The organism is Rahnella sp. R3(2024) (assembly GCF_042920125.1).
GTDB lineage: Bacteria > Pseudomonadota > Gammaproteobacteria > Enterobacterales > Enterobacteriaceae > Rahnella > Rahnella rivi.
The window spans coordinates 504,572-531,295 of sequence record NZ_JBHGBU010000002.1 but is presented as its reverse complement, the minus strand read 5'-3'; the positions used below and the strand labels follow the sequence as shown (position 1 = coordinate 531,295).

The window sequence follows — 26,724 nt, the reverse complement described above, 5'->3', positions numbered from 1 at the left end:
CTCAGACAGGTTTGACGCCAGCCGCTAACAGCGCCTGCTCAAACTTATCGAGGAAAATACCCAGCTCATCATTGGTGATCAGCAGGGAAGGCAACAGGCGCAGAACGCAACCGTTACGGCCACCGCGCTCGAGGATCAGGCCCGCTTCGAAGCATTTTTTCTGCAACAGGGCGGACAGATCGCCATCGGCCGGGTAACAACCCATGTGATCCTGCGCTTCGTCAGGTTTAACAATCTCGATACCGATCATTAAGCCCAGGCCGCGCACATTACCGATGACCGGGTAACGTTTTTGCATCTCGGCCAGTTTGCCTTTCAGCCATTCGCCCTGTTCAGCGACTTTGCCTGCGATGTTGTTGTCTTTCAGATGCTTCAGCGTGGTCAGGCCGGTCGCCATTGCCAGCTGGTTGCCACGGAACGTGCCGGTATGGTGACCCGGTGCCCATGCATCGAACTGTTTTTTGATACCCAGAACAGCCAGTGGCAAGCCACCGCCGACCGCTTTCGACATCACGATGATGTCCGGCTCAATGCCCGCGTGTTCGAAGGCAAATGGTTTGCCGGTACGGCAGAAACCCGCCTGCACTTCGTCGAGGATCAACAGAATGCCGTGTTCCTGAGTGACTTTACGGATGCGCTGTAACCATTCGGCAGGAGCCGGGTTAACGCCGCCTTCACCCTGAACGGCTTCCAGAATGACGGCCGCAGGTTTGCGTACGCCACTTTCGACGTCATTGATCAGGTTATCGAAGTAATAGGTTAATGCTTTAACGCCAGCGTCACCGCCAATGCCCAGCGGGCAACGGTACTGGTGCGGATAAGGCATAAACTGCACTTCTGGCATCATGCCGTTGACGGCTTCTTTCGGAGACAGGTTACCTGTTACCGCCAGTGCGCCATGGGTCATGCCGTGATAGCCGCCGGAGAAGCTGATCACGCCGGAACGTCCGGTGTATTTTTTTGCCAGTTTCAGCGCGGCTTCCACCGCATCGGCGCCAGACGGGCCGGTGAACTGTAAGCAATACTCTTTGCCCTGTTGCGGCAATAAAGAAAGCAGATATTCAGAGAACTGATCTTTCAACGGGGTTGTCAGATCCAGTGTATGTAACGGCAAGCCGCTGGTAATGACATTTTGGATGCTTTGCAGCACGTCAGGGTGGTTGTGTCCAAGCGCTAACGTTCCTGCGCCTGCCAGACAGTCAAGATATTGATTATTCTCAACATCGGTGATCCACACGCCGTTGGCTTTCGCAATCGCTAACGGTAACTTACGTGGATAACTCCTGACATTCGATTCAAATTCAGCTTGTCTTGCCAAATAGGTTTCATTGTTTCCATTTAATGAATTCGCACCTAAATTATCAATACGGACTTTATCCGTCATCATATCTCTCCTACAACCGGGGGTTATCGCTAACGCCTAAGTTGAATAATTGAATAAAAGAAGTCACTACCGTGAAAAAACGCGGCCAATATATGGCTTTTTTGCCCCCGGCTCAATAACTTATTTTGTATAGAATTGTTTATTCTTTTTCATATGAATCAATAACATGCTGATTTTATGACCGATAATGCTGCCATAACTCTGTTACGCGGGCATTAATAAGGCACTAAATTGCTGTTAAATGGGCAGGCAGACACCGCCGGAGGGCGGTATTCAGAAGGCCTGACGACGATAAAAGGGGGGGAACCCCCCTGTCTGTCAGGCGCGGAAAAAGACAAAAAATACGCTGTTTAAGAGCGCATACAGCAGCAATATAAGCAGTATAACCCGTGTATCGATATTCATCCTGCGCTCTGTCCGGAGGGTTAAAAGGTGTAGAGCAGCGCCGCGGAGGCGGTGGCCTGATTGCGGCGAAACACAATCGGGCTGTCGGCGGCGTGATCGTCAAGCCAGGTATATCCGCCGATTAACACCGTCGCCCAGTGCGGTGAAAACTGATGGCTCCAGGTTAAATTCGTATTGATGCCGTAAAACCCGCCGCCCGGCTGATAGCGTGCATAACCGCTGCGTTCACTCTGGGCGCTGTTCACCCCGTAAAACGTCTGCATGTAACGGCTGTCACCAAACAGCGCCGCCGATTGCAGCGCCACGGTATCCGTCTCGTCCTGCCACGGCAGCACCGTCAGCGATGCCTGATATTGTCCGCCCTGCCCGTCGGTCAGCGGCAAGGTGGCTTTCCCCTCCAGCGAAAACCAGCTGGTGGCCTGCCAGCCAACCGCCACGGAGGTGTTCATCGCCGCTTTGATGGAGCCCATGCCCTTCAGCTCTTTTGAACCGTCTCGCCAGGTGGAGTCCTTTTCGGTTCGTCCGAGGCTGTAACCCAAAGTGTGCTCCAGATATAACCCGTTATCGCTTTGCAGGTCGTAGCCGATGCCTTTCAGGCCGTCGAAGAAAAACGCGCCGTCGCGCGCCTGAATCACCGGGGCTATGAGCGTGTGGCGCTTGTCTGAACCGCTGTATTTCGGCGCATTCTGCACGCCGACGCCGAGCGTGACACTTGACGCCGGTGTACTGCTGTCTTCTGCCCAGGCGACCGTTGCGGTGGTGGTGAATGCAACACATGTCATGTGCATGATCAGTTTTCTGGTTATCATGAATTCCTCGTTACCCGATGTTTGACGGCCAGGAAGGGGTTCAGGGCACGTCCGAAGCGGGAAGTATGGAGAGGCAGTGTCAATAAACTGCTTGGGAATTATGAAGAAACTGTCAAGGTCACCTCAATGCAGACTAAACGAGTGCTGGTTATAGAAGATGATGCCGATGCGGCGGGCGTTCTTGAGGCCTACCTGAAACGTGAAAATTATGAGGTGAAGGTGGCGGGCGACGGGTTGCTGGGGCTGGAGATGGTAAGCAGCTGGAAGCCTGATCTGATCCTGCTCGACGTGATGTTGCCCGGCATGAACGGGACTGAAGTGCTCTCGACCCTGCGCCGTACCCGTGATACGCCGGTGATTATGGTCACCGCCATGGGCGATGCGCCTGACCGCATTGGCGCGCTGCGTTACGGCGCGGATGATTATGTGGTGAAGCCTTATAATCCCGGCGAAGTGGTGGCGCGCGTTCAGGCCGTTCTGCGCCGTGCCGCACCGAAAACCCGGCAGGCCGAACTCCTGCGCTGGCAGGGGCTTGAGGTGGATACCGAATCGCTCACCACCACGGTGACTGACGCTGACGGCATGCCGAAAAGCCTCGAGCTGACGCCCACTGAATTCGCGCTGTTAGTGATACTGATGGGCGCCCCCACGCGCCCCTTTACCCGTCAGCAACTGCTGGAACGCTGCCTGCCGGAAAGCGAAGCGCTGGAGCGCGTGGTGGATACCCACATCTATAACCTGCGTAAAAAACTTGAGCTGGCAGGCATTCTGAATGTCCTGATCAACGTGCGCGGTATCGGTTACAGGTTCAGACAGCCATGAAAAAGCCACAACATCAGTCTTTGTGGCGCTGGATCTGCCTGCGTGTTCTGACGCTGGCGATCGGATCCGTGGTGCTTATCGCCTTGTGCATGTGGCTGAGGTTTGTCATCCAGAATTTATGGATCCTCCACCATATGCCTGTCTCGATGAGAGAGGAGTTTGCCCTGCTGCGCGAACAGCCCGCGCTGAATCTGGCGCGTTTTCACCAGATTGTCGATGAGCGCTGGGGGATCCGCTACTCCGATCCCAGCATTGCGTCTTCGGACTGGATCACCGTCGGCGTGCTGGTGCTGACCGTCATTCCTTTTATCGTTGTACTCGGGTTGCGCGCTGCGCGCCCGCTTTCGGCGCAGGTGAGCAGGCTGGCGGCGGCGGCGGGATCGGTGGCGCGCGGGGAATTCAGCACGCGCGCTGAAAAGGTGGAAAAGGCACCGGCGGAGCTTATCCAGCTGACGGAAAACTTTAACGCCATGACCGGGCAACTGGAACGTTACGATCGTGAACTGCGGGCCTCCCATGTGGCGATGGCGCATGAATTACGCTCGCCGCTGACCGCCGCCATTGGCCGGTTGCAGGGCATGATCGACGGTGTGTTTGAGCCGGAACCTCAGCAGCTGAATATGGTGATGAAGCAGCTTCGCCACCTCAGCCGTCTGACAGACGAACTTCACCTGCTTTCGCTGGCCGACGCCGGACAACTCCAGCTGACGCCTGTCACGCTTAATCTCACCGATCTGCTGCTCGAACGCGCCGCCTGGCTTAAACCGCAGGCCGAAGCGGCGGGCATGGCGATTGAGATAAACCCGTCACAGCCTTATACCTGCGTCGGCGATCCGTTCCGCCTTGCGCAGGTGTTCACCATCCTGATGGAGAATGCCCTGCGCTACGCCGCAGAAGGCGCGCGTCTGGAGGTGAACGTCCGCAAGCTGGCGGGCGGGATAGAGATTGCGTTTCGTGACTTCGGGCCAGGCGTCACGACGGGCTTTTTGCCTGATATGTTCGAGCGTTTCACCCGCGCAGAATCCTCGCGCGCCCGCGATTCCGGCGGCAGCGGGCTGGGGCTGTCAATCGCCAGGGCGATCTGCGTGGCGCACGGCGGCACCATCCGCGCTACCCTGCCGGACAGCGGCGGCCTGCAAATTTCAGTATTCCTTCCTGACGCCTGACGCGTTTTCAACAAGACGGGCAAATAAATTGCCCGTCTTGAATTTTCCTTGATGAAACATACAGGGAATCTGGACATAACCCGGTTTGAATAGCGCCATCTCAATTCAGGAACCGGGTCATGACAGACACATTCACCGATTACGCCAGCCGGGCCATTTGCCACCTCACCGGCTCACAACGCCTGCGCGCCCTGTGGCCTTTTTTGCTGCTGATCCCGCTCGGGTTAGCGCTCACCGCCTGTCATGATCAGAAGAAAAAATCTGAAGCCCCTGTGCGGCCGGTGCGGTTTATCATCGCGCCTGCCCCTTCGGGGGCCAGCACCCTGCTGCAAACCGGTGAAATCCGCGCTCATGACGACGTCACGCTGAGTTTCCGGCAAGACGGACGTCTGCTCAGCCGCGCCGTTGACGTGGGTGACCACGTGCGCGCCGGGCAGTTACTGGCCACGCAGGAAAGCGATACCAGCCAGAATCAGCTCAGCAGCGCCAGGGCCGATCTGAACAGCGCACGCGCCGCCGAACGGGTGGCGGCGCTGAATCTGCATCGGATGACACTGCTGATGCCGCAAGGGGCGATATCCCGCGCACAGTTTGATACTGCGCAGTCAGACTGGCAGGCCGCGTTGTCGCGCCGTCAGAGCAGCGAATCCAGCCTGAAAACGGCGCAGGATAATCTGGCATGGACGCGGCTGACCGCCCCGGACGACGGCGTGATCACCGCCGTCAGCGCCTCTGCGGGCCAGGTGGTCAGCAGCGGTCAGGCGGTGGTGACAGTGGCAGGCAGCAACGCACGCGATGCGGTGTTTAACGTCGCCACACCGCAAGCCCTGACGCAACAGAGCGCGGTGTCCGTTTCCCTGCTCTCCGATCCCGCCGTTCGCACGACCGGGCATCTGCGCGACATCAGCCCGCAGGCCGATCCACAAACCCGCACCTGGCGGGTGCGGGTGACGCTGGATAATCCGCCACCGGCCATGGCGCTGGGTGCCAGCGTTCAGGGCGCGTGGCAGCAATCCGGCCAGACGATGATTTCCCTGCCCGCCTCGGCCCTCACCCGCATTGGCAATAAACCGGCGGTGTTTGTGGTTGACCGCGCGAGCCAGCGTTTGCAACTGCGCGAAGTGACTCTTGGCCGCTACACCACCGATGACATCTCTGTCTGCGCCGGGATCGTCGCCGGAGACGCGGTGGTCACCGCGGGCGTCAGCAAACTGCGTCAGGGTGAAAAAGTCATCGCTCAGGAGAGCAATCCATGAGCCCGCGTTCCCTTAAAGAGACGTTTAACCTTTCCGGCTGGGCGCTGGGGCATCAGCAGCTGATGATCTTTTTCATGCTGATGATCATGGTGGCGGGCGTGCTCAGTTATGAGAATCTGCCGCGCAACGAAGATCCGGCGTTTACCATAAAAACGGCGGTGGTCTCGGCGCAGTGGCCGGGTGCCAGCGTCCATGACACGGTCAGCCTGCTCACCGATCCGCTGGAGAAAAAACTTCAGGAGACGCCACATCTGGATTACGTGCAAAGCGAAACCCGCGCCGGGCAGACGATCATTATGGTCAATCTTCGCGACGACACGCCGCCCGCCGCGGTGGCAGATATCTGGTATCAGGTCCGTAAAAAAATGCAGGATATCAGCCCGTCACTGCCGCAGGGCGTGCAGGCCGTCGCGGTCAACGATGAGTTCGCCGACACCTTTGGCACCCTCTACGGGTTTACCGCAGAAGGTTACAGCATGCGGGAGCTGCGCGATCAGGTGGAAGGGATCCGCCGCAGCCTGATGTCCGTGCCGGACATCGGCAAAGTCAGTCTGCTCGGTGAACAGGAAGAGCAAATCGTCATCGCCTTTTCGCCGCGTAAGCTGGCCGGAATGGGAATTGATTTACAGCAGGTGACCAGTGCGCTGAAAGCACAGAATGCGGTGGTGCCCGCCGGAACAATACGCAGTGACAAAGAGAATATTTCGCTGCGGGTCAGCGGCGCGCTGAATTCGGAAGAAAATCTGCGCGATGTGACGCTGCATATCAACGACCGCTATATTCCGCTGACCGATATCGCCACCCTCAGCCGCCAGAGTCAGTCGCCGCCTGCCCTCGCCTTTCGGGTGAACGGCCAGCCCGCCATTGGTCTGGCGATATCGATGGCCGCCAGCGGCAACATGACAGACTTCGGCCAGGCGGTTAACCAGCAGATGACCGATATCGGCAAACGCCTGCCGCACGGGATCGAAATGACCAAAGTCGCCGATCAGTCCGCCGTGGTGGCGCAGGCGGTCAGCGGATTTGTGCGGGTGCTGCTCGAGGCGATTGCCATCGTGCTGGCGGTGTCTTTTGTGTCGCTGGGCACCCGCGCCGGTCTGGTGGTGGCGGCGGCGATCCCGCTGGTGCTGGCGATGACCTTCACCGGCATGCTGCTGGCCAATATCGGCCTGCAACGCATCTCCCTCGGCGCGCTGATCATTGCGCTCGGCCTGCTGGTGGATGACGCGATGATCACCGTGGAGGCGATGGTGTCACGGCTTGAAGCGGGCGACAGCCGCTGGCGCGCGGCCACCTATGCTTTCGAAACCACCGCATTCCCGATGCTGACCGGCACGCTGGTGATGATCGCCGGCTTTATTCCGGTGGGGTTTGCTGCCTCCAGCGCCGGAGAATATTGTTTATCGCTGTTTGCCGTGGTGCTGATTTCCCTGCTCAGCTCGTGGGTGGTGGCGATTCTGTTTTCGCCACTGATGGGCACCTGGCTGCTTTCCTCGCAGGTAAAACATCCTCACGCCGGACCGGGCAGGCTGATGCGTTTTTATCAGCGGTTACTGCTTACTGCGCTGCGTCACCGCCTGCTGACCGTGGCGTGCGCGGTGGCGGCGCTGCTGATTGCCCTTTACGGCACGACGTTTATGCAGGGTGAATTCTTTCCGGCCTCCGATCGCCCTGAATTGCTGGTCAGCCTGACGTTACCGGCAAATGCGTCGCAGACAGAAACCGCGCGGCAGACCGAAAAACTGGAGCGCACCCTGCGCGGAAACCGCAACGTCGATCACTACTCCAGTTATGTGGGCGGCGGTGCGATTCGTTTTTATCTGCCGATGGATGTGCTGAGCGACAATGAAAATACGGCGCAGCTGGTGGTGGTCGCCAAAGATCTTGAGGCGCGTGACCGCCTGCGGCAACAACTGGAAACCGAGCTGGCGCGCCATTTCAGCGATCTGACCACCCGCGTTTCACCGCTGGAGCTGGGCCCGCCGGTTGGCTGGCCGCTGAGATATCGGGTCAGCGGCGCGGATTATGCCAAAGTCCAGACCATCGCCCGCCAGCTGGCGACCCTGGCCGGAAATAACCCCGGCGCGCGCGAGGTGAACCTCACCGCGGGCGAGCCGGAGCGCGCCATTACCCTGCGCGTCAACCAGACTGCCGCACGGGCTGCGGGCGTCTCTTCCGAATCGCTGGCGGAAACGCTCAACACCCTCTATTCCGGCAGCACCATCACCACGGTGCGGGATCGTAACCGGCTGGTGGACGTGATCATGCGCGGCAACGACGCAGAGCGTCAGGACATTGACACGATTTCAGGCATGATGCTGACCACTTCCGGCGGAGCAAAAATCCCGCTGGCGCAGGTCGCTACGCCGGAATGGGGCATTGATGAACCGGTGATCTGGCGGTATCAGCTGCTGCCGTTCATCACGGTGCAAACCGATCTCGCGCCGGGCATGAGTGCAGAGACGCTTTCCCGGCAACTGTCTGCGCAGGTGTCGCGCCTGCAGGCCTCACTGCCTGCCGGTTATCACATTGAGGAAGGCGGTACGGTGGCTGAATCAGACAAGGGCAACCGTTCGGTGTACGCCATGCTGCCGGTGACGTTGTGCGCGATGCTTATCCTGCTGATGATCCAGCTTCAGCGTTTTTCCCGCATGCTGCTGGCGTTAATGATGGCGCCATTTGGGCTGATCGGCATTGTGCTGGCGATGCTGCCGACCGGCACGCCGATGGGATTTGTCGCGCTGCTGGGGGTGATTGCTCTGGCGGGGATGATTATCCGCAATGCGGTGATCCTCATTAATGAAGTCGATCACAACAGCCGCAACGGCATGGAGAACAACGCCACGATTATCGCCGCCGCCTCACACCGCGCCCGCCCTATCCTGCTGACCGCCTGCGCGGCGATCCTCGGGATGATCCCGATTTCCCACCAGGTATTCTGGGGGCCGATGGCCTTCGCGATCATTGGCGGACTGATGGTCGCCACGCTGGTAACGCTGACGGTGCTGCCTGCGGCAATGAGCCTGGTGATGGAAATGGAAGGAAAGAATAAGCCATCGTGAAAGAAGCCAGCCCCGCCGAAGGGGCTGCGGTGTCTACTCGCTTTCAGCCACGCAGGCGTTCACCATCTTCACAAAATTATCGCGGATGACATCCGTGGTCTGCGGGTCCCACGCGATCCCCACTTCCCAGCAGGTTGCGCTGCCGGTCAGCGGCAGAATGTTCAGCCCCGGCGGTGCGATGTGCGTGACGCTTTGCGGTAACAGCGCCACGCCAATGCCGGCAATCACCAGCGCCACCAGCGTCTGGATATCTTCCGCCTGCTGCGTGGCACATACCTCAAGCCGGTTTTCTTCAAGAAAGCGGTCGGTCTGTGCATTCAGACCGCGCCCGCGTTCATTGTAGAGCCGCAGTAAAGGCAATTTTTTCAGCCACTCTGCGGCGCTCAGTTCGTTTTTATGAGGTGTGATTAACACCAGCCGGTCTTCAAACAAGGTGTGATAGCTGAGTTGTGCGGGCGCCGGGGTGCGGACAAAGCCTGCCTGCAACTCGCCGGTTTGCAGCATTTCGTATTGCTTAGCGGAAGGCAGATCTTCCAGGGTGAACGCCACCCCCGGATATTCCGACCTGAATCGTGCAATGCACTGAGGCGCAAAGAGAAAACTCGACAGCCCGAATCCGGCGGCAATCACCCCTTCGCGGCCTCTGGCGACCTGATCGGCGTGGTGTAAAAACACGGCGGTTTGCCTGAGGGCTTTCTGCGCTTGCGGGAGGAGTAATTTCCCTCCGGCGGTCAGGCATGTGCCGTGCCTTCCGCGCGCAAACAGCGTCACACTGAGCATCGATTCCAGCAGGTTTATTTGCTTGGTCAGCGCCGGTTGAGAGATGGAAAGTAGGTCGGCGGCGCTGGCGTAATTCTGTTTTTCAGCCAGAACCACAAAAGCGTTAAGTAAACGAAGGTTCATTTGTCATTCCGGTTGGTTATCAGGGATGGAAAATCATTCATTATAAAGTTATCAATGTCATTGCTGTAATACCAGCGTCAACAGATAAACCTGAAACGACCGGAGAACAGTGATGCATGAAGAACAGTTAATCAAGACAGCAGTGATTCAGTTCCAGCATCAGGCGGGTGACAAGAAATATAACCTGATGATGATGGAGAAATTTATCGGCCAGGCGGCCATTGAAGGGGTGAAAATCCTCGCGTTTCCCGAGATGTGTATCACGGGCTACTGGCATGTGCCAAAACTCAGCGTGGCAGGCGTAGAAGCGCTGGCGGAACCGGTGGAAACCGGCCCGTCTGTCGGCCTTATCCGCGCCCTTGCCATGAAACATCAGATGCTGATTGGCACGGGATTGATCGAGCGCGCCCCGGACGGGCGTCTCTATAACGCCTACGTGGCCTGCATGCCGGACGGTTCGCTGCATACCCACCGCAAGCTGCACGCCTTTGAACATCCGGCAATCAGCAGCGGCGAGGGCTTTACGGTATTTGATACGCCGTGGGGCGTGAAGGTGGGCATTCTGATCTGCTGGGATAATAATCTGGTGGAAAACGTGCGTGCCACCGCGCTGCTCGGCGCGGATATTCTGCTGGCCCCGCATCAGACCGGCGGAACGCATTCCCGCAGCCCGCATGGCATGAAGCCGATCCCTCTGGAACTTTGGGCGCAACGCGCTGAGCGCAAGGCCGAAATCACCGCAGCGTTTAAAGGCCCCAGCGGTCGTGAATGGCTGATGCGCTGGCTCCCTGCCCGCGCGCATGATAACGGGCTGTTTATTCTGTTCAGCAATGGCGTCGGGGCTGACGATGACGAAGTGCGCACCGGTAATGCGATGATCCTCGACCCGTATGGCCGCATTGTGCGGGAAACCTGGGCAGCGGCTGACGCGATGGTGTGTGCGGAGCTCGATCTCTCATTAATTCCCATGTGTACCGGGCGCCGCTGGATGTCAGGACGCCGTCCCGAGCTGTATAAGATCCTGACTGAGCGTCAGGGCTATGAGCGCGATGCGATAACGGTGCGGTTCTCAGAAGCGCTGCCGGGAATAAAACAGCAGGAATGATGATTGACAGGACATTGCAATACCCTTTCTTTTTGCCGTGTCAGTCACATTGTGACCTTATTTTATAAATAAATGATGCGTCAATCAGATCGTTGTTATTTTTTTTCATCGTGATTAATTCGGGATTTGTTATTTTTAGTTTGATGATTATTTTTGTGTTGCGTAATCATTAGTTCTTAAACTTCTCCGGTAGTAATTTGCACCCATCAAATGTTGTGCCTGTTTCATTTCAATCTACTATTAACGCTAACAAAGGAATCACTATGTCCAGATCAACATGGTCTAAAGTTGAAGAATTTGCAGTAAGACTGCCTTCTGGTGAAAGTTCAACGACTGTCACGGCGAATGGAAATCAACAGATTGAAGTCATTGTCGATATTAAAGTTGTCGATGCTAAAGGCTATCCGGTTCAGCTGACAGAATTTGATATTAACCATCTGAATTTAATCGACTCTAATAAAAGCGACCGCTTTGTTTACGACTGGTCTTTTAGAAAATCAGCAAAACCGAATAATAATCCTGTCTCCCCTGCGACAGCCGTCTCGGGAGCCGGTCCATTGTCTGGCGTTCAGTCTTTCAGTTTTTGGGTGAGTACCGTGGTGGCGGAGCCTGTCTCTATCGGCGCCTCTGTTCTCATGCCTGATGAGTCGCTTGTCACCACTATTACAGACCCTTTTAGTAGTCACGTCAGTTGTCGTGGCACAGCGCCAATTTCCTATACTGTAGCGGATGTTAATTTCGTATATGAGAACACCTCTAACTCGAAGCCTTTCGCTGATGGCGTGACGATGGATCAGGATAATTACTATCTAACATTGAAAAATGGTAATCCGATTGTTTCTGTTGAGTGGAATTATGGTGTTCTCAATATGTTTGCACTTTACAATGAGCCAATCCGTTGCGTTCAGCAATTTGCCTGGCCGCTGGACAGTGCGGAAAAACAGACAATTACCTATCAGTCTGCAACGGCAACAGACAGTTATGAAATCAAGGTAAATAACCGCGCGGGCACGGTCTGTTTCACCCGGATGTCTATTAAAGACACGGCGAATCCTTCAGTGGAAACGTTTGAATATCCGGTCACATTCCGTATTATTGATGATCAAGGTAACTATGGTGATTTCACCGCGTCAGCATCAGATGACTTTAATAACATCAAGCTTTCTGATTATCCGCAGAGTTAAATTCTGTTCTGATTAATATTAAAGTGCAATATTAATTTGTTGCGTCTACTCACTCCCGGAATCATTATTTTCCGGGAGTGAAACATTTTTTTTAAATGTCGGTTGCTATTTGCAGCGGTTACTCGTAATTCTCACCATACAAACCAATCAACCGACGAACCACTCCATTCGTCCAGCCGAAGCCGTCCTGTAGCGGATATTCGCCGCCACCGCCCGCCCGTGAGGCGTCGCCGGAGATATGGTATTTCTCGATCAGTTTATGATGCTGCTGATAATACTGGTTTACGGTTTTCAGCCAGCTGCGGGCAATCTGGTCGCCGAGCGCGTCATTGCCGTAAAGTTTAAAGCCCTGAATGGCCATCCACTGCAGCGGTGCCCAGCCATTGGGTTTATCCCATTGTTCGCCGGTGTCATATTCCGTCGCCAGAATACCGCCCGGCGTGAGCAGACGTTCCTGCACCGCGGTCGCCAGCCGTTCCGCCTGCGCGTGCGTGGCAAGCCCGACGTAAAGCGGCACCACGCTTGCCGCAGAGAACAGCGCCATGTGCTGCTGGTGCCAGTCGTAATCGCGGAAGCACCCGCCGTCTTCATCCCACAGATAGCGGTTGATGGCCTCGCGACGCACCTCGGCTTTTTCGCGAAAACGGACCTGAGTGGTTTTATCGCCCTTCAGCCCGGAAATATTGGCGATCGCGCTTTCCAGTTTGTACAGGAACGCATTGAGATCGACCGGAATAAACTGCGTGGTGCGGATACTGGCGAGGCGGTCGGCGTCGCGCAGCCAGCGCGAGGAGTAATCCCAGCCGGATTCTGCCCCTGCGCGCAGGTCGCGGTAGACTTCGTTTGCCGGGCGGCTCGACAGCCTGGCGGTTTCCACATCTTCCCGCCAGGATTCATCTCGCGGAGTATCACGGTCATCCCAGTAACGGTTGAGCAGCGTGCCATCCGGCAGGCAGACCACGTGACGATAGGCCTGATTCGGCGTCAGCGACTCGGCGCCGTCCATCCAGAATTCGTACTCCATCAGCAGATGATCGAGATAACGTTTTGCGCCGCGCACACCGTCTTCTTCAAACAGTTCCACCATCAGCGCAAAGATCGGCGGCTGCGAGCGGCTGAGGTAATAGGTGCGGTTACCGTTAGGGATGTGGCCATAAATCTCGATCATCCAGGCGAAGTTATCCGCCATGGTGCGCAGCAGATCGTTACGGCCGCTTTCCGCCAGACCGAGCATGGTGAAGTAGGAATCCCAGTAATAGGTTTCACTGAAACGCCCGCCCGGCACGACATACGCCTGCGGCAGTGGCAGCAGCGAGGACCAGGGCACATGATCTTCCGGCTGACGGGTGAGGACAGGCCAGAGTTTGTCGATGTGTTCTTTCAGGGAATCGCCCGGATCGCTGACATACTCGTCGCTGTGGTTGGCGGGCAGCGAAAAGTGGGCATCCACGAAACGCTGCAAATTGAATCCGGGATGGTTTTTGATCCGGCGGTAGCGCAATAAAATGTCCAGCGGATCCATTTTCGGCGGGCAGTCGGGGAAGGTTTTACTGTCTTCAAACAGGTGCGAGGACTGTACCGCCACAAACAGTTCGAGATAACGGTCAGCGGGCGTCAGCGCATCCGAGTGCGGCAAGCCTTCGATCATTTCCGGTTCCGGCTCGGCGTCCATCATCCTTTCGAGGATCAGTTCAATGGGTTCAAGCTCAGTCAGGCGATCGTCTGCCACCTCAGTTTCATTCGCTTCCTTCATCGGAAATTGTGTATTTTCCATATGCTACAAGCCTCTGCATTGCTGAAAAGAATACAGCCCGGACTCAGGGCTGTATCAAAAGGGTGAAGGCGACGAAAACCTTATGCCACAGCGTCATGACCGATGCTGTGAGCGGAAATGGCGTTCAAATCTTTCAGATAGGTGTCGCCCCAGTTCGCGATGTCGTTTTTGCGCAAAACGTCCATCATGTCGTTGTAACGTTCAATACGCTCTTCCAGCGGCATGGTCAGCGCTTTATCCAGCGCCGCCGCCACATCGTCACGGTCGTAAGGGTTGACGATGAGTGCTGCGGTCAGTTCAGTCGCCGCACCGGCAAACTGTGAAAGTACCAGCACACCAGGGTCTTTCGGATCCTGTGCGGCCACATACTCTTTCGCCACCAGATTCATGCCATCGCGCAGCGGCGTCACCAGCCCGACGTCGGTCAGGCGGAACAGTTTCATCAGCAAACTGCGCTGGAAATGCTGGTTGAGATAGAACAGCGGCGTCTGGTTCAGGCTGCCGTACTTGCCGTTGATGCGCCCCACTTCTGTCTCCAGCTGATGACGCAGATCCTGATAGGCCTGCACATCACCGCGCGACGTCGGGGCGATTTGCGAATAACGCACTTTGCCGCGGTGCTGCGGGAATTTCTCCAGCAACGCTTCGAACGCCAGAAAACGCTCCGGCAACCCTTTGGTGTAATCAAGGCGTTCACAGGAAATGATGTTCTGGGCTTCGCGCAGCTCCTGCTCCATCGCTGCCAGTTTTGAAGGCAGCGGCCCTTCGGCCATCTCTTTGATGCTGTCCGGCGCGATGCTGATCGGGTACACGCCGGTGCTGAACGTGTTGCCAAACGCCTGATGCATGTAAGTGCCGGTAGGCTGCAAGGTGGTCAGTTCACCCAGATTATCCAGAAATGCCAGACGGTCGCCTTCGGTCTGGAAACCGAGCAGATCATACTGGGACATCATTTCCAGCAGTTCATTGTGCGGCGGCACGGCGTTGAAAATTTCCGGCGTTGGGAACGGAATGTGCAGGAAGAACCCGATGCGGTTAGTCACGCCCAGTTTGCGAAGCGCGGCGGCAAACGGCAGTAAATGATAATCGTGGATCCACAGAATATCGTCCGGTTTCAGCAGCGGAAGTAATCTTCTCGCCAGCAGGTCATTGACCCGGCAATAGCCTTCCCAGGCTTCACGCTGGTAATCCACCAGATCGATACGGTAATGCAGCGCGGGCCACAGAACGGCATTGGAGAACTGGCAGTAATAGAGATCGTAATCGTTTTGATTGAGCGGAACGGAGGCATAAGTAATGCCGTCGTCTTCCACCACGCTCATGTCATCGTCTTCGTTCTCAGAAATTTCGCTGATCTCACCGTTCCAGCCAAACCACAGACCTGAGGTATTTTTCAACGCATCCACAATACCTACGGCCAGACCTCCCGCAGATTTTGACCCGTCAGGGATAGCAATACGGTTAGAAACAACAACCAGGCGGCTCATAAACTGGACTCCTTTTCTTGTTCATTATTTTCATTATTGAGGGTGTGACGTTGTAACGTTGCCTGTTCAAGGATCTGTGCAATCCACGCGTGAACATCTGCAACCCGGCTGAGGCGAAAACGCGCATGGCTTTGCCCTTCACCGACTTTTACCGTAATACCGTGCAAGGCACTCACGGCCTGAAACCCTTTCTCGTCCGTCAGGTCATCCCCGACAAAAACCGGGGTGCGCCCGGCGAAAGGTGCCTGCTTCATAAAGGCAGCGATGGCCGCACCTTTGTCATTGCCACGCGGCTTGATTTCAGCCACGCATTTTCCACGCTGAAGCATCAGCTCAGGAAACTTCGCCACGGCGGCTTCTGCCAGCTGCAAAACCTGCTGCTGATAGTTTTCCGCCTGACGGTAATGCAGTGCGAACGCCATGCCTTTGGCTTCGAGCAGTGTGCCAGGCATGGCGGCCATGCCCTGCTCCAGCATCTGAGCCAGCGGTCCGGCGACGCCCTCGGGCAGGCTGACGCGGTGGAAATTTCCCGCGCTGTCGCGCATTTCTGCGCCATGTACACCGGCTGCCGGGAAAATCAGCGGCGCGGCGAGCTGATCCAGTTGCTCAATCGGGCGACCGGAAATCAGCGCGACTGCGCCGCCACAGGCCGCCGAGAGGCTGTGCAGATTGTTTCGTACGCTGACCGGGATCGTAACGGCGTCAGGCTCGGGGCAAATTTCAGCCAGGGTGCCATCGACATCGAAGAAGAAAGCATAATCCCCGCCGCAAATGGCGGGATTGGGGGGTGTTTCCGCGGTGGTGTCCTGCGTGATAGTCGTCAAAGTAATGCTCCTGTTTGTGAGGCCGGGCACAATCAGATGCTGTGCCTCTTGCTTTTTGCAATCCATTAACTATAGCCCCTTATGACCGCCTCACCGGGATTATCAGATTATTCCAGACAGGAGCAGCGGGGCTTTCAGACCTGAAAAGCCCCGCGCATGGCATTTCAGGGTTTACAGGGCATCGTCCATTTCCATCACTTTTATCCCTGCCTGACGGGCAAGCTTTATGCATTCTGCCGTATCCTCTCCGCCGGAAAACGCCAGGATAATATCTGGCCGGCTGTCTTCAATCATGAAAAGGTTACGGCGGATTTCTGCATATTTGCCGTGCAACGCCCAGTTAGCGGGGTAACGCACCACATGCACGTCTGCATCGCGCGCCCAGCGTTCAATCATTGCGCCGAGCGACTGATGCCCGCCGTGGATCAGCACGCGGATGTGCTGGCTGTGGGCATAAAGCTCCAGCACCCGTTCGACAGTATGAATATCAGCGTAAAAACGCCCGGCGCAGATAAGCACTCTCATCGGTGAACTCCTTTATTTTTATTGTTGTTATCAGGCGTGCGGGAGGGTGTCTGCCCTGCCGTTCTCATCACTCAGACGATCAATGACCGGATATGCCACGGCGGCGATATGGTGATGCACGCGGCGGTAATCGCGCAGAACACGCTGGAAAATATCGCCGGATTCCGCCCAGGCACTTTTATCATCACGCAGCTTTTTAAAATGCTCACGGCTGGCGGTGGCCTCAATCTGGCGGATCACGTCTTTACGCCTGACCAGCTGATGTGCCGCCGCCAGGTCTTCGCCCAGAAATGCGGTAACCGCCAGACGCAGGCTGGTGAGCATTTCCGTGTGCAGCAGACCGATGTTGTGCAATTCGAACTCGCTGAACAGCTCACCGCGCAGGGAGCGGCGCGTGGCTAACTGCGCCAGGCTGCTGGAAAGAATGTCGCCCGCGTGCTCCACATTGATCACAAACATCAGGATTTCCTGCGCGCGGTCAGCGTCGGCGTCACTCAGGCCGTCGTGCCCCAGATCGGCGAGATAAGCGCGGATCGCCGCGCTCAGGCCATCGAGCTGGTGATCCAGCTGGCGGATTTCCGCCGCTGAATGTCTGTGAGGTGCGTTAAACAGCGCACGAAGCCGGTCGAGCATGGTATTGAGCATGTCAGCGGCGTGCAGGGATTCCCGCACCGAATTGGACAGCCCGATATAGGCGATATCCAGCCCGGCTTCATCGAGATACATCGGCATGGCGGCGCTGCCGGTGCGCTCAGCCTCGGGCAGTAAACGTTCGAGCAGGCGTGCCATCGGGGCGGTCAGGCCGATAAAGGCCACCGCCAGCACCGCGCTGAAGGCCGTGTGGAACCACACCACCAGCTGCGGCGTGGTCAGTGCCAGACGCCCGGCGAGCTGGCTCAGCAGCGGCATCATCGCCAGCGCCACCACGCAGCCTGCGCCGCGGATCAGCAGATTGCCCACCGGCAGACGGCGTGCGACGGCTGACCCGGCATTGAGCACCGGCGGAAGTGCGCCGCCGATATTCGCGCCAAGCACCAGCACCATGGCGGTGACCGGGGTCATGACGCCGGTGGCGGCAAGCGACGCAATCAGCAAAATTACTGCCACGCTTGAATGGCAAATCAGGGTGAGAATGATCGCCACCAGCAGCGCAATCAGCGTATCGCCCTCCAGCCCCTGCATCACTGCATGGAAAACCGGGGTGGTTTCGATGTGGCCAAGCGTCGCGCCGAGCAGGCTGAGCGCCATCAGCATCAGGCCGAGGCCAATCAGTGCACAACCGGCGCTTTCAAAACCGGTGTGATCGCGCATTTTGAACACCATGAATCCGCTCAGCATCAGCAGTGGAATGGCAATCGCGGTGTTGAAACTCATCACCTGAACGACCAGCGTGGAGCCGACGTTGGCACCGAGCATCACCGCCAGCGCCGGGGCCAGGCTCAGCGTACCGGCGGCGGTAAAAGAGGTCGCCATCAGGCTGACCGCCGTGCTGCTTTGCAGCAAACCGGTGATGCCGATCCCTGCCAGCAGCGCCATCCAGCGGTGCGTCAGGTGACGGCCCATCCAGTTGCGCAGCGGTGTGCCAAACCCGCGTTGCAGCGCGGTTGAAATCATATGGGACCCCCAAAGCAGCAGCGCAATTGCGCCCGCCAGATTGATCAGCAGCGTGGTGCCGGATTGGGTGGTCATGGTGGTAACGGTATGGGTCATGGACATCGCAGTCCCCTTTTTCAGGGTTGTCATTGTTATTCACTGACAGCAAATAAAGTGTTAAAGCAGGTGCCGCGATGGGCTGCGGCACCTTGTTCAGCGGATCAGAACCACTGTTTGAAACGACGGATATAAAGGGTCTTCATGCCCTGCGCCACGCAGCAGTAGGCCAGCAGCGTACCGGCCAGCCACGGGAAGTATTCCCACGGCAGCGCCTGCAATCCGACAATCGGGCCAAGCGGTGAGAACGGCACGTAAATACCAAATGCCATCACCACGCAGGTCATCATCATGACCGGCCAGGCCGCAGTGCTCTGAATGAACGGGATTTTCTGGGTACGCAGCATGTGCACCACCAGCGTCTGTGACAGCAGACCTTCGACGAACCAGCCGGACTGGAACAGAGTCTGCATCGATTCGCTGTTGGCGCTGAACACGTACCACATGACCGCAAACGTCGTCATATCGAAAATCGAGGACGTCGGGCCAATCCACACCATGAAGCGGCCGATGTTTTTGGCATCCCACTTACGCGGTTTTTTCAGGAACTCTTTATCGATTTTGTCCCATGGCAGCGCGAGCTGAGAAATGTCGTACATCAGGTTTTGCAGCAGAAGCTGAATCGCCAGCATCGGCAGGAACGGGATAAACGCACTGGCGACCAGCACCGAGAACACGTTGCCGAAGTTGGAACTGGCGGTCATGTTCAGGTACTTCATGATGTTGCCGAACGTCTCGCGTCCTTTCAGTACACCCTCTTCCAGCACCATCAGGCTCTTTTCCAGCAGGATAATATCGGCCGATTCTTTGGCGATATCCGTGCCGCTGTCGACGGAAATCCCGACGTCCGCATCCCGCAGCGCAGGCGCATCGTTGATGCCGTCGCCAAGGAAGCCCACGGTGTGGCCGTTGGCCTGCAGGGCTTTCAGCACGCGCGATTTCTGTAACGGCGTCAGTTTGGCAAACACCGTCCGTTCTTCGGCCAGCTGTTGCAGCGTGGCGTCGTCGAGGCGTTCAATCTGCGGCCCGAGCAGCGGTTCGCCCGGCTCCAGCCCGACCTGACGGCAGATCCGCTGGGTGACCACCGCGTTATCGCCGGTCAGCACTTTTACGGCCACGCCGATTTCGCGCAGCGCTGCAATGGCCGGGCCTGCGGACTCTTTTGGCGGATCGAGGAAGGTCAGGAACCCGCTGATGATCAGGTCATGCTCATCGTCGGTGCCGTACTGTTTTTTCGTTTCTGCCGCAGGAAGGGTGCGGGTGGCGACCAGCAGCACGCGAAAACCGTCTTTGTTGTAGTCATTCGCCATGGCCAGCAGCGCCTGACGACGGGAATCACTCAGCGCCACAACCTTGCCGTTTTCCTGCATGTGGGTGGAAATGCTGAGCATCTCTTCCACGGCACCTTTACACACCAGCAGATGATTTTGTTGCGGATCCTTCACCACAATCGACAGACGGCGGCGGATAAAGTCGAACGGCATTTCATCGACTTTGCTGTAGCCCTGTGGTTTGACGAAGCCAGGCGTGGTGTCTGAGAAATAGATCACGGCCTGATCCATCAGGTTTTTGATGCCGCTCTGATGGAAACTGTTCAGCCACGCCAGTTGCAGCACGGCGTCATTCTTTTGCCCGTGGGTATCCATGTGGTGCTCAAGAATGATTTTGTCCTGCGTCAGCGTGCCGGTTTTGTCGGTACACAATACGTCCATCGCGCCGAGATTCTGGATAGCGTTCAGACGTTTGACCACCACCTTGCGCTTCGCCATCGCCACGGCACCTTTCGCCAGATTGGCGCTGACGATCATCGGCAGCATTTCCGGTGTCAGACCGACCGCGACCGCCACGGCAAACAGCATGGCATCCCACCATTCGCCTTTCATGATGCCGTTAATGAGGAATACCACCGGCACCATCACCAGCATGAATCGGATCAGCAGCCAGCTGACGCTGTTGACTCCCCGGTCAAACGCTGTCTGGACGCGGGTGCCGACAATGGCTTTTGCCAGCGAACCGAAATAGGTGCGCGGACCGGTTGCCACCACCACGGCCTGAGCCGTGCCGCTGACCACGTTGGTACCCATAAAGCAGATGTTCGGGATATCCAGCAGATTCTCGTTTTCCGCCGCAACGTCGCTGGCAGATTTCTGCGCCACGTTGCCGAGCGTGTCATATTTTTCCACCGGCAGGGCTTCACCGGTCAGTACCGCCTGGCTGATAAACAGATCCCGGGATTCGATCAGCCGCACGTCGGCCGGGATCATGTCCCCGGCGTAGAGTTGCACGATGTCTCCCACCACCAGTTCGCGCATCGGGATTTCACGCAGTTTGCCCTGCTGCCCGGCCGCATTGCGGCGCAACACGCTGGCGGTGGTGCGCACCATGGCTTTCAGCGCTTCGGCGGATTTTGCCGAGCGATGTTCCTGCCAGAAACGCACCAGCCCGCTGATGGCAACCATCGCACTGATGATATAGACCGACACCAGATCCGTTTCCTCACCGGCGCGCAGCGGGAACCAGAAATCAGTGAAAAAACTGATGATGGCAAGCACCGCTAACACATAAATAAACGGGTTGTTGAATGCCCGGATCAGCTGGATCAGCGCGTGAGGCGGTTTGTCGTGGGCCACTTCGTTGTAGCCCTGTTTCTCCAGACGCTGGGCGGCGGCGGATTCCGTCAGCCCTTCGCGGGTGGCATTGACGTTAATCAGCGTCACGTCCACGCCGTTTCTGGCTTCCATCGCAGCACGCATGGAAAGCGCCTGCTTTTTTTTGTCCTGATTTTTCAGGGGAGTTGCTGTTTTGTTTTGTACAGTCATGGTGGTGCTCCTGTCGCCGGTAACGCGTCCGTTTTATGGCTGTCTTATATTTCGGGCAGCCGAAGACATTCGCGTTATTTAAGCGATCGGTGTTTACGTCTTTATTGCACAAGATCTCCCGCCGTTTATTATTTCTCTTACGTTAAGAAAGAAAATAAACAGAGTGAAATCGATAATGAGTCTTTTATTTCGGCATGGCTTCGCCGTTCTCTTTATTCATTCCATAAAGGAAAATAATAAAAAGACGTCGCGGTCAGGCGTCAATAAGGACGAAATTCAGCGCAGCAGATGCCACGGGCTGAATCAGGCGGGGGAAAGCCGACTTTGGGGTTCTTCGTTGTCAGAAAAAACACAACGCTGCTCCAGCTGGCCGGTCACGGGACTGACGCGCCAGGTGGTCACAGAGTGATTCATTCTGTTGATTTTAGAAGAAAAAAGAGATGACGAGTTTTTATTGCGGGCAGCCAGCGTCCTGTCGCGAGACGGGCGGACACGCAAAGTGGATGTCAGCGTTTTGACATCAGCAAAAAAGGGGAATTTGAACTTCATAACACACCTCGGGACCGTGACCTTCAGGTTGAGGTGGGATTACACGAGAGCATCAGGCTCTGGCGAGGCACACCCAAACGATGAAATGATCACAATCGATTTCATGTTTAATATTCCGGCGGGCTATATCAGCGTCGTCCGGTGAGTTTCGCAATACTGTGTCCATTAGTCTCTTATGTATTAGTGGATAAAGGCCGCTACTTCTGGCTCGTGCAATTTACCCATGCCGTATATTATTGTCAACCCGCAAAAGCAGTTTAAAATGTTTCGTTTATATTTCAGTGAGGAAATAGCCGGTCAGCCATCACTGACCGGCAAGACGTCTGTCACACCCTGATCAAGTGATATCAGAAATTATATTGGATCCCCAAACGGAAACGGGTTTGTCTTTCGTCCGTGGTTTTTCTCACCGACACATCACCGATTTGTGCATAAGGCGTCCATTGCTTATTAATATTATAAGCCACTTTTAAATCCTGCTCATAATCCCACTTGTCATTGTCATACAGAATCTGATCGCTGTGTTTATAAATGTAGTTATATTCGAAACGCCAGTCGGCAAGACGATAACCCAGCCAGATTTCGCCACGGTTTGTTTTGCGGTCTTCGGTATTCTCTTTGGTATAACGGGTATATTCGTAACGATAGCGGGCATTGAAATAGATGCCGCTGTCGAAGGTATATCCGGCGGTTAAAAACGGCTTATAGATACTGTTGTCCGAACTGGATTCCAGGGTAAAACCGGGTTGCAGGAAAAATGCCGGTGTCACTTTATACTGATAGCTGATGGTGCTTTCAGTGCCGTTATCCACCAGATTATTAAAGGGTTTATTCGGATTATCGCCACCGGATTTCCACTTGGCTTCCAGTGAAAAACCAAAGCCGTTGGCAAACCTGTGAGACACCATGGCCCGGTCTTTATGTTGTTTACTGTCGTCCAGCCATTCGTGGCGAAGATCAATAGTGACAGCCTGACTACCGGCGCTGGCCAGCAGCAGACCGCAGAGCAGCAGTCTGTTATTTTTCATGTTGTTATTAATCCCAGAGATATTGAGTAGTATTTTTATGTTTGTATTTACGACATCGTACTTATTCTGACTTCTTTTATTTCTTTTCTAAAAAATGCTGATAATTAAAGGCGCCGTCCGCATGACGGGTTAAAGGCGCAGGCAGTTTCAGCGAGAGATAATTATCCGGTGTGATGATTTCCCCTGCCCTGTTTACGCTGTGATGACCGGTGTAGAAATAATTACTGTCGTCGACATTGCCGCTCACCGCATCGTCATACTTGCCGGGCGTGGTGCGCAGTGACAGGTTATCTCTGAAGCTTCCCTGCTTGTCCGCCGTGGTGTAGGGCGAAGGACGGAACAGGAAATTGAAGCGTTTGTTGTCCACCGCGCGGTTGCTTTCAATCACCAGCGCACCCGGATTGAAGTTGTCGGTAAAGCCGTCCATGCCGTTTTCGACTGCCACGTTATGACGGACAACGTGTGCCACCGGTAATCCTTCGCCACCCAGTTTGAAACCATTGCTGCCGTTGTGCACAGACAGGCTGTTTTCGATGGTCACGCTGCCGTTCGGGCCGTCCTCTATTTTGTTGAACAGGTCAAAGCCGTCGTCAATGTTGTCATGGGAATAACAATTCACCAGCCGGTTGCCCTCACCCACGCGCATTTTCACCGCAAATCCGTCCGCATTTTTACGCCCCGGATCCTGATTCCCCCAGGATTCAGAATTGCTGATCAGGTTATGGCTGGCCCAGAGTGCCCGCCCGATGCCGTCCGGCGAAGCCACCCAGATACCGGTGTCATCGGCATGGTGGGCCTTGATCCGGTCGAGATGGTTATAGCTGCCGGAGATGTGGAAGCTTTTACCGGTGACGGTAATCCCCTGCACATTCCAGTAGCTGGCTTCCAGTTTCAGCCCGCTGAACACGACGTTATCGCCCTGCGCACGCAGCGTTTTCATGGCTTTTTCCGTGCCGCTGGCGGTGGCCGGGATGACGCTGGCCGGATATTCGCCGTCTGTCAGCCACAGCGTACCGCCTGGTGCTAACAAATTGACCGCACTGGAGAAATCCAGCGGATGTGCACGTGAACCGTCACTGCCCGCCACGCCCTGCGGCGAGACATAAAGTTCATCAGGATTATTCACCAGCGCCATACTGACCGGGAATTCCTGCGTGAGCGGCTGGCCGTTATCCGGTGTAAAGGTCACGCTGAGGGCGGTTGAGGGCTTATCGGCATGAAAAGGTACGCTGATGATTTCTCCGCCCCGCACCGTTTTCTGGCGCAGCAAAGGTTTTTTCTCCTGCGTAATCTGCACCTGACCGTCGCCGTTGGTGCGCAGCTGGAATACACCGTCACGACGGGCCATCACCGGTGAAGACATCACCTCAATGCGCGCTTTAAGTGACGGTGTCACGTAAGGCGCGGAATGCAAGGTCTGCGCGCCGGAAAGCGTCAGCGTGGCGTGATTCACGGTGATGCTGGCATTGCGCGAGGCGAAGAAGCCGACGTAGTACCCGGTTTTATCAAGCTGGGTGATGCGGTCGGCACCTTCCACCGTGCGGGTGGTCCACTGGTCGCTGCCCTGCGGGGCATAAGCCACCTCAAAACCCGAGTCCGTACGGGTCAGGCGCAGCGAGAAATGCGCAGGCGTATTCAGCGGATGATAGCTTTCACGCACCATGCCAATCCCGGTATTGCCCCAGGGTTGCTGCACGCCCTGCCGGGCGAGAAGTGCCACCACCGGCGGTTTATCGCCCGTCGCCATGACGCTGTTCATCACCATATTGGAGGCGGCCGGTAACTCCTCGATGCCCGGTTTAGTAACCGGTTCACGGGGGTTGCCGAGAATGTCGCGTACCAGTAACCCCGCGCCTTCCTGGCCCGCCGGTTTCGCACCGTTTTCAGGGCCAAACTGATTGAGGGTAATGTCTGCTTCCAGCCGGAAATTCGCCTGTGCCGGTAAGCGGGTGTAGAAATAGGTCAGCCCGTCGTGGCTGTTGCCCACTTTGCCGCCACGGCTTTCCAGGGTAAATGGCGTGGTCAGCAAGATGCCGTCTGACGGGATGGTTTTTCCGTCGGCCAGACGGGTTTCATTCATGCCGATTTTTTCCGGCAATACGTTGGTGGCAAAGTTGATATCGGTAGACTGACCAAACGTGATGCTGTGCCAGACCAGTTTGCTGGCATCAGGCAATGCAGCGGCCATGCCTTGTGCGCTTGCTGCGAGAGTCAGCGCGACAATAAACAGATGTCGTTCCCACATAGTCGTTCTCATCCTAAAAACGTAAGGCGTCGCTGGCCGGATTTACCGGCCAGTCGGTGAGGTGATTGATGTCAATCTGCGTGGTAAAACAGAGGTATTACGGGTGTTGCGTGGTGCTCACCATCGGTTTCGGATCGGTTAACTCAACGGCGGGCGTATCGAAGATTTTGCGGCACACTTCACTGTTGCCCCAGCATTGTTCATACGGATAACCAATCAGGTTTTCCATCACCAGGCGAACGTCCGGCTGAATATCGCTGATTTCGCCGCCCGCTTTGATGCGCGCCACTTCGCCCAACACCACCAGATGCGTTTTGCGGTTAAGTTTCATCTGATTACTGAACACCATCGCCATCAGTGCCAGCGCAATGACCCCGATACAGAACACCAGCGCAATTGCCGTTACGGCACTTTCCGGCTGGGTGTGAGATTTGGACTGGAAGCCGTAGAAGCTGAGGATAGCGCCCATCACGAAGACGATCACCGAACGCATCAGCTTGCCGGAGAACGTCATCGCACCGGCATAAATACCTTCGCGACGTCTGCCGGTGAAAGCTTCGTCAATGTCGGCCAGGAAGGTGTACACCGTCCACGGGATGTAATACACACCGCCGGTCCCGATACCGAAAATCACGGTAATGGTCAACATGGCGACCGTGGCGTACTGCTGCGGCAGGTGCATAAAGTGCAGCAGGCTGTAACAGGCGACCGAGAACACCACAATGCCCAGCGCCAGAATGTAAGGCTTGCTGAAGCCGTGCTTCACACAGATGCCGATGAAAATGGCGGTGGAGAACAGTTGCAGAATAGAGTTCAGGCTGCTCAGTCCGGCCACCATAGTCGGGTCATATTGCAGTACGAAAATGATGAAATACGTGAAGACCGACGCGAACAGCCATTCCGCCCCAAAGCCGCACAGGTACATGCCCAGATGTTTACGGAACACGCGCAGGTGGAAGGTGGATTTCATGTCGCGAAGCAGCGTGAGCATGGTTTTGCCCAGCGTCATTTTCTTCTCATCCACCGGCGTGGTTTCTTCAACCGGACGTTCCCAGGAGGAGAGATACAACATGCCGATCGCCACACATAAGATCACACCGTAAGTCAGGGCCGTGAAAAAGAACGGCTCGGCGGAGTCTTTGCCGTAGATCAGAATGAACTGACCAGGAATGAAGGCGGCGAGGAAGTTAGCCACTTTACCGAAGATCGCTTTGTAGCCGGTCAGCTTGGAGCGTGCGGAGAAGTCAGTGGTCATTTCCGTGGCGAGGGTTTCGTAAGGCACCATCACCGAGGTGTAAATCAGCTCGAACACCACGTAAGTGGAAAGGTAATACCAGAAGCCGAAGCCTTCCACCCACAGCAGCGGGTAGAACATCATCAGCGGGATGCCCAGTAAAATGAAGAAGCGACGGCGGCCAAAACGTTTGCCGAGGCGCGTCTTGCCAAAGTTATCGGAAAGATAACCCATCAGCGGGTTGCTGATCGCATCGATGATGCTGGCGACCGAGAAGATGGCCGAAGCTTGTAACAGCGTCAGGCCACAGAAGGTCGTGTAGAAGTACAGCAGCCAGATACCGGCAATGGCCAGCGCGCCGCTGCCCAACAGGTTGCCGCCACCGTAGGCCAGCTGATGTCTGAATAAAATTGGTTTTTCTGCGTTCATCGTG

At 56.2% G+C, this 26,724-nt stretch carries 19 protein-coding genes; 6 read left to right on the top strand and 13 right to left on the bottom strand.

Annotated features, from left to right (window positions below; genetic code table 11):
* Position 1: 1 nt before the first annotated feature.
* Together ABSH60_RS22855 and ABSH60_RS22850 are read right to left on the bottom strand one after the other, a co-directional pair.
* Complete coding sequence (locus tag ABSH60_RS22855) at positions 2-1,387, bottom strand: diaminobutyrate--2-oxoglutarate transaminase (RefSeq protein WP_056773953.1); 1,386 nt, start codon at positions 1,385-1,387, stop codon at positions 2-4.
* A gap of 422 nt (positions 1,388-1,809) precedes the next feature.
* Positions 1,810-2,598, bottom strand: a complete 789-nt coding sequence (locus ABSH60_RS22850) for a MipA/OmpV family protein (protein WP_390976354.1) — start codon at positions 2,596-2,598, stop codon at positions 1,810-1,812.
* 126 nt (positions 2,599-2,724) lie between these two features.
* Here ABSH60_RS22850 and ABSH60_RS22845 point away from each other — a divergent pair, with 126 nt between their 5' ends.
* From ABSH60_RS22845 to ABSH60_RS22830, 4 genes are all read left to right on the top strand, one after another.
* Positions 2,725-3,420: a response regulator gene (locus tag ABSH60_RS22845; protein ID WP_056773946.1), complete on the top strand. Its 696-nt coding sequence runs from the start codon at positions 2,725-2,727 to the stop codon at positions 3,418-3,420.
* The gene (locus ABSH60_RS22840; RefSeq protein ID WP_390976352.1) at positions 3,417-4,586 is read left to right on the top strand and encodes an ATP-binding protein; all 1,170 of its coding nucleotides are present in this window, start codon (positions 3,417-3,419) and stop codon (positions 4,584-4,586) included. The genes ABSH60_RS22845 and ABSH60_RS22840 overlap by 4 nt, the downstream gene beginning before the upstream one ends.
* Positions 4,587-4,705: 119 nt before the next feature.
* Positions 4,706-5,842, top strand: a complete 1,137-nt coding sequence (locus ABSH60_RS22835) for an efflux RND transporter periplasmic adaptor subunit (RefSeq protein WP_390976350.1) — start codon at positions 4,706-4,708, stop codon at positions 5,840-5,842.
* Positions 5,839-8,904, top strand: a complete 3,066-nt coding sequence (locus ABSH60_RS22830; RefSeq protein ID WP_390976348.1) for an efflux RND transporter permease subunit — start codon at positions 5,839-5,841, stop codon at positions 8,902-8,904. Before ABSH60_RS22835 ends, ABSH60_RS22830 begins: the two co-directional genes overlap by 4 nt.
* 33 nt (positions 8,905-8,937) lie before the next feature.
* Here the strand turns inward: ABSH60_RS22830 and ABSH60_RS22825 are convergent, their stop codons facing one another.
* Complete coding sequence (locus ABSH60_RS22825) at positions 8,938-9,807, bottom strand: LysR substrate-binding domain-containing protein (RefSeq protein WP_390976346.1); 870 nt, start codon at positions 9,805-9,807, stop codon at positions 8,938-8,940.
* Between the two features lie 112 nt (positions 9,808-9,919).
* Here ABSH60_RS22825 and ABSH60_RS22820 point away from each other — a divergent pair, with 112 nt between their 5' ends.
* The gene (locus tag ABSH60_RS22820; RefSeq protein ID WP_390976344.1) at positions 9,920-10,912 is read left to right on the top strand and encodes a nitrilase-related carbon-nitrogen hydrolase; all 993 of its coding nucleotides are present in this window, start codon (positions 9,920-9,922) and stop codon (positions 10,910-10,912) included.
* 263 nt (positions 10,913-11,175) lie between these two features.
* Positions 11,176-12,096 (top strand): hypothetical protein, encoded by a 921-nt coding sequence (locus ABSH60_RS22815; protein WP_390976342.1) that lies wholly within the window; start codon positions 11,176-11,178, stop codon positions 12,094-12,096.
* Between the two features lie 118 nt (positions 12,097-12,214).
* Here the strand turns inward: ABSH60_RS22815 and ABSH60_RS22810 are convergent, their stop codons facing one another.
* From ABSH60_RS22810 to ABSH60_RS22765, 10 genes are all read right to left on the bottom strand, one after another.
* The gene (locus ABSH60_RS22810; protein ID WP_136374673.1) at positions 12,215-13,870 is read right to left on the bottom strand and encodes an alpha,alpha-trehalase; all 1,656 of its coding nucleotides are present in this window, start codon (positions 13,868-13,870) and stop codon (positions 12,215-12,217) included.
* 80 nt (positions 13,871-13,950) lie between these two features.
* On the bottom strand, positions 13,951-15,357 hold the full coding sequence (gene otsA / locus ABSH60_RS22805) for an alpha,alpha-trehalose-phosphate synthase (RefSeq protein WP_056773915.1): 1,407 nt from the start codon (positions 15,355-15,357) through the stop codon (positions 13,951-13,953).
* Entirely contained in the window at positions 15,354-16,181 is an 828-nt protein-coding gene (gene otsB / locus ABSH60_RS22800) for a trehalose-phosphatase (protein WP_390976339.1), read from the bottom strand. The genes otsA and otsB overlap by 4 nt, the downstream gene beginning before the upstream one ends.
* Before the next feature lie 171 nt (positions 16,182-16,352).
* The gene (locus ABSH60_RS22795; protein WP_056773910.1) at positions 16,353-16,706 is read right to left on the bottom strand and encodes a DUF2493 domain-containing protein; all 354 of its coding nucleotides are present in this window, start codon (positions 16,704-16,706) and stop codon (positions 16,353-16,355) included.
* A 30-nt stretch (positions 16,707-16,736) separates the two neighbouring features.
* Complete coding sequence (locus tag ABSH60_RS22790; RefSeq protein ID WP_390976337.1) at positions 16,737-18,422, bottom strand: Na/Pi symporter; 1,686 nt, start codon at positions 18,420-18,422, stop codon at positions 16,737-16,739.
* Positions 18,423-18,520: 98 nt separating this feature from the next.
* Entirely contained in the window at positions 18,521-21,235 is a 2,715-nt protein-coding gene (gene mgtA / locus ABSH60_RS22785) for a magnesium-translocating P-type ATPase (protein WP_390976335.1), read from the bottom strand.
* Between the two features lie 303 nt (positions 21,236-21,538).
* Positions 21,539-21,784 carry a hypothetical protein gene (locus ABSH60_RS22780; RefSeq protein ID WP_390976333.1) on the bottom strand — a complete coding sequence of 82 codons (246 nt, stop codon included), beginning with the start codon at positions 21,782-21,784 and terminating at the stop codon, positions 21,539-21,541.
* Positions 21,785-22,131: 347 nt separating this feature from the next.
* Positions 22,132-22,812 carry an oligogalacturonate-specific porin KdgM family protein gene (locus tag ABSH60_RS22775; RefSeq protein ID WP_056773898.1) on the bottom strand — a complete coding sequence of 227 codons (681 nt, stop codon included), beginning with the start codon at positions 22,810-22,812 and terminating at the stop codon, positions 22,132-22,134.
* 76 nt (positions 22,813-22,888) lie between these two features.
* The gene (locus ABSH60_RS22770; RefSeq protein ID WP_390976330.1) at positions 22,889-25,057 is read right to left on the bottom strand and encodes a right-handed parallel beta-helix repeat-containing protein; all 2,169 of its coding nucleotides are present in this window, start codon (positions 25,055-25,057) and stop codon (positions 22,889-22,891) included.
* Between the two features lie 97 nt (positions 25,058-25,154).
* The gene (locus ABSH60_RS22765) at positions 25,155-26,720 is read right to left on the bottom strand and encodes an MFS transporter (protein WP_122096681.1); all 1,566 of its coding nucleotides are present in this window, start codon (positions 26,718-26,720) and stop codon (positions 25,155-25,157) included.
* Positions 26,721-26,724: the final 4 nt, after the last annotated feature.

What these genes read in the sequence shown, in the direction of transcription:
- otsA (WP_056773915.1), bottom strand. Translation starts at nt 15,357, where the DNA reads ATGAGCCGCCTGGTTGTTGTTTCTAACCGTATTGCTATCCCTGACGGG.
- ABSH60_RS22810 (WP_136374673.1), bottom strand. Translation starts at nt 13,870, where the DNA reads ATGGAAAATACACAATTTCCGATGAAGGAAGCGAATGAAACTGAGGTG.
- ABSH60_RS22770 (WP_390976330.1), bottom strand. Translation starts at nt 25,057, where the DNA reads ATGTGGGAACGACATCTGTTTATTGTCGCGCTGACTCTCGCAGCAAGC.
- ABSH60_RS22845 (WP_056773946.1), top strand. Translation starts at nt 2,725, where the DNA reads ATGCAGACTAAACGAGTGCTGGTTATAGAAGATGATGCCGATGCGGCG.
- ABSH60_RS22825 (WP_390976346.1), bottom strand. Translation starts at nt 9,807, where the DNA reads ATGAACCTTCGTTTACTTAACGCTTTTGTGGTTCTGGCTGAAAAACAG.
- ABSH60_RS22820 (WP_390976344.1), top strand. Translation starts at nt 9,920, where the DNA reads ATGCATGAAGAACAGTTAATCAAGACAGCAGTGATTCAGTTCCAGCAT.
- ABSH60_RS22835 (WP_390976350.1), top strand. Translation starts at nt 4,706, where the DNA reads ATGACAGACACATTCACCGATTACGCCAGCCGGGCCATTTGCCACCTC.
- ABSH60_RS22815 (WP_390976342.1), top strand. Translation starts at nt 11,176, where the DNA reads ATGTCCAGATCAACATGGTCTAAAGTTGAAGAATTTGCAGTAAGACTG.
- ABSH60_RS22855 (WP_056773953.1), bottom strand. Translation starts at nt 1,387, where the DNA reads ATGATGACGGATAAAGTCCGTATTGATAATTTAGGTGCGAATTCATTA.
- ABSH60_RS22790 (WP_390976337.1), bottom strand. Translation starts at nt 18,422, where the DNA reads ATGTCCATGACCCATACCGTTACCACCATGACCACCCAATCCGGCACC.
- mgtA (WP_390976335.1), bottom strand. Translation starts at nt 21,235, where the DNA reads ATGACTGTACAAAACAAAACAGCAACTCCCCTGAAAAATCAGGACAAA.
- ABSH60_RS22775 (WP_056773898.1), bottom strand. Translation starts at nt 22,812, where the DNA reads ATGAAAAATAACAGACTGCTGCTCTGCGGTCTGCTGCTGGCCAGCGCC.
- ABSH60_RS22840 (WP_390976352.1), top strand. Translation starts at nt 3,417, where the DNA reads ATGAAAAAGCCACAACATCAGTCTTTGTGGCGCTGGATCTGCCTGCGT.
- ABSH60_RS22830 (WP_390976348.1), top strand. Translation starts at nt 5,839, where the DNA reads ATGAGCCCGCGTTCCCTTAAAGAGACGTTTAACCTTTCCGGCTGGGCG.
- ABSH60_RS22765 (WP_122096681.1), bottom strand. Translation starts at nt 26,720, where the DNA reads ATGAACGCAGAAAAACCAATTTTATTCAGACATCAGCTGGCCTACGGT.
- ABSH60_RS22780 (WP_390976333.1), bottom strand. Translation starts at nt 21,784, where the DNA reads ATGAAGTTCAAATTCCCCTTTTTTGCTGATGTCAAAACGCTGACATCC.
- ABSH60_RS22850 (WP_390976354.1), bottom strand. Translation starts at nt 2,598, where the DNA reads ATGATAACCAGAAAACTGATCATGCACATGACATGTGTTGCATTCACC.
- ABSH60_RS22795 (WP_056773910.1), bottom strand. Translation starts at nt 16,706, where the DNA reads ATGAGAGTGCTTATCTGCGCCGGGCGTTTTTACGCTGATATTCATACT.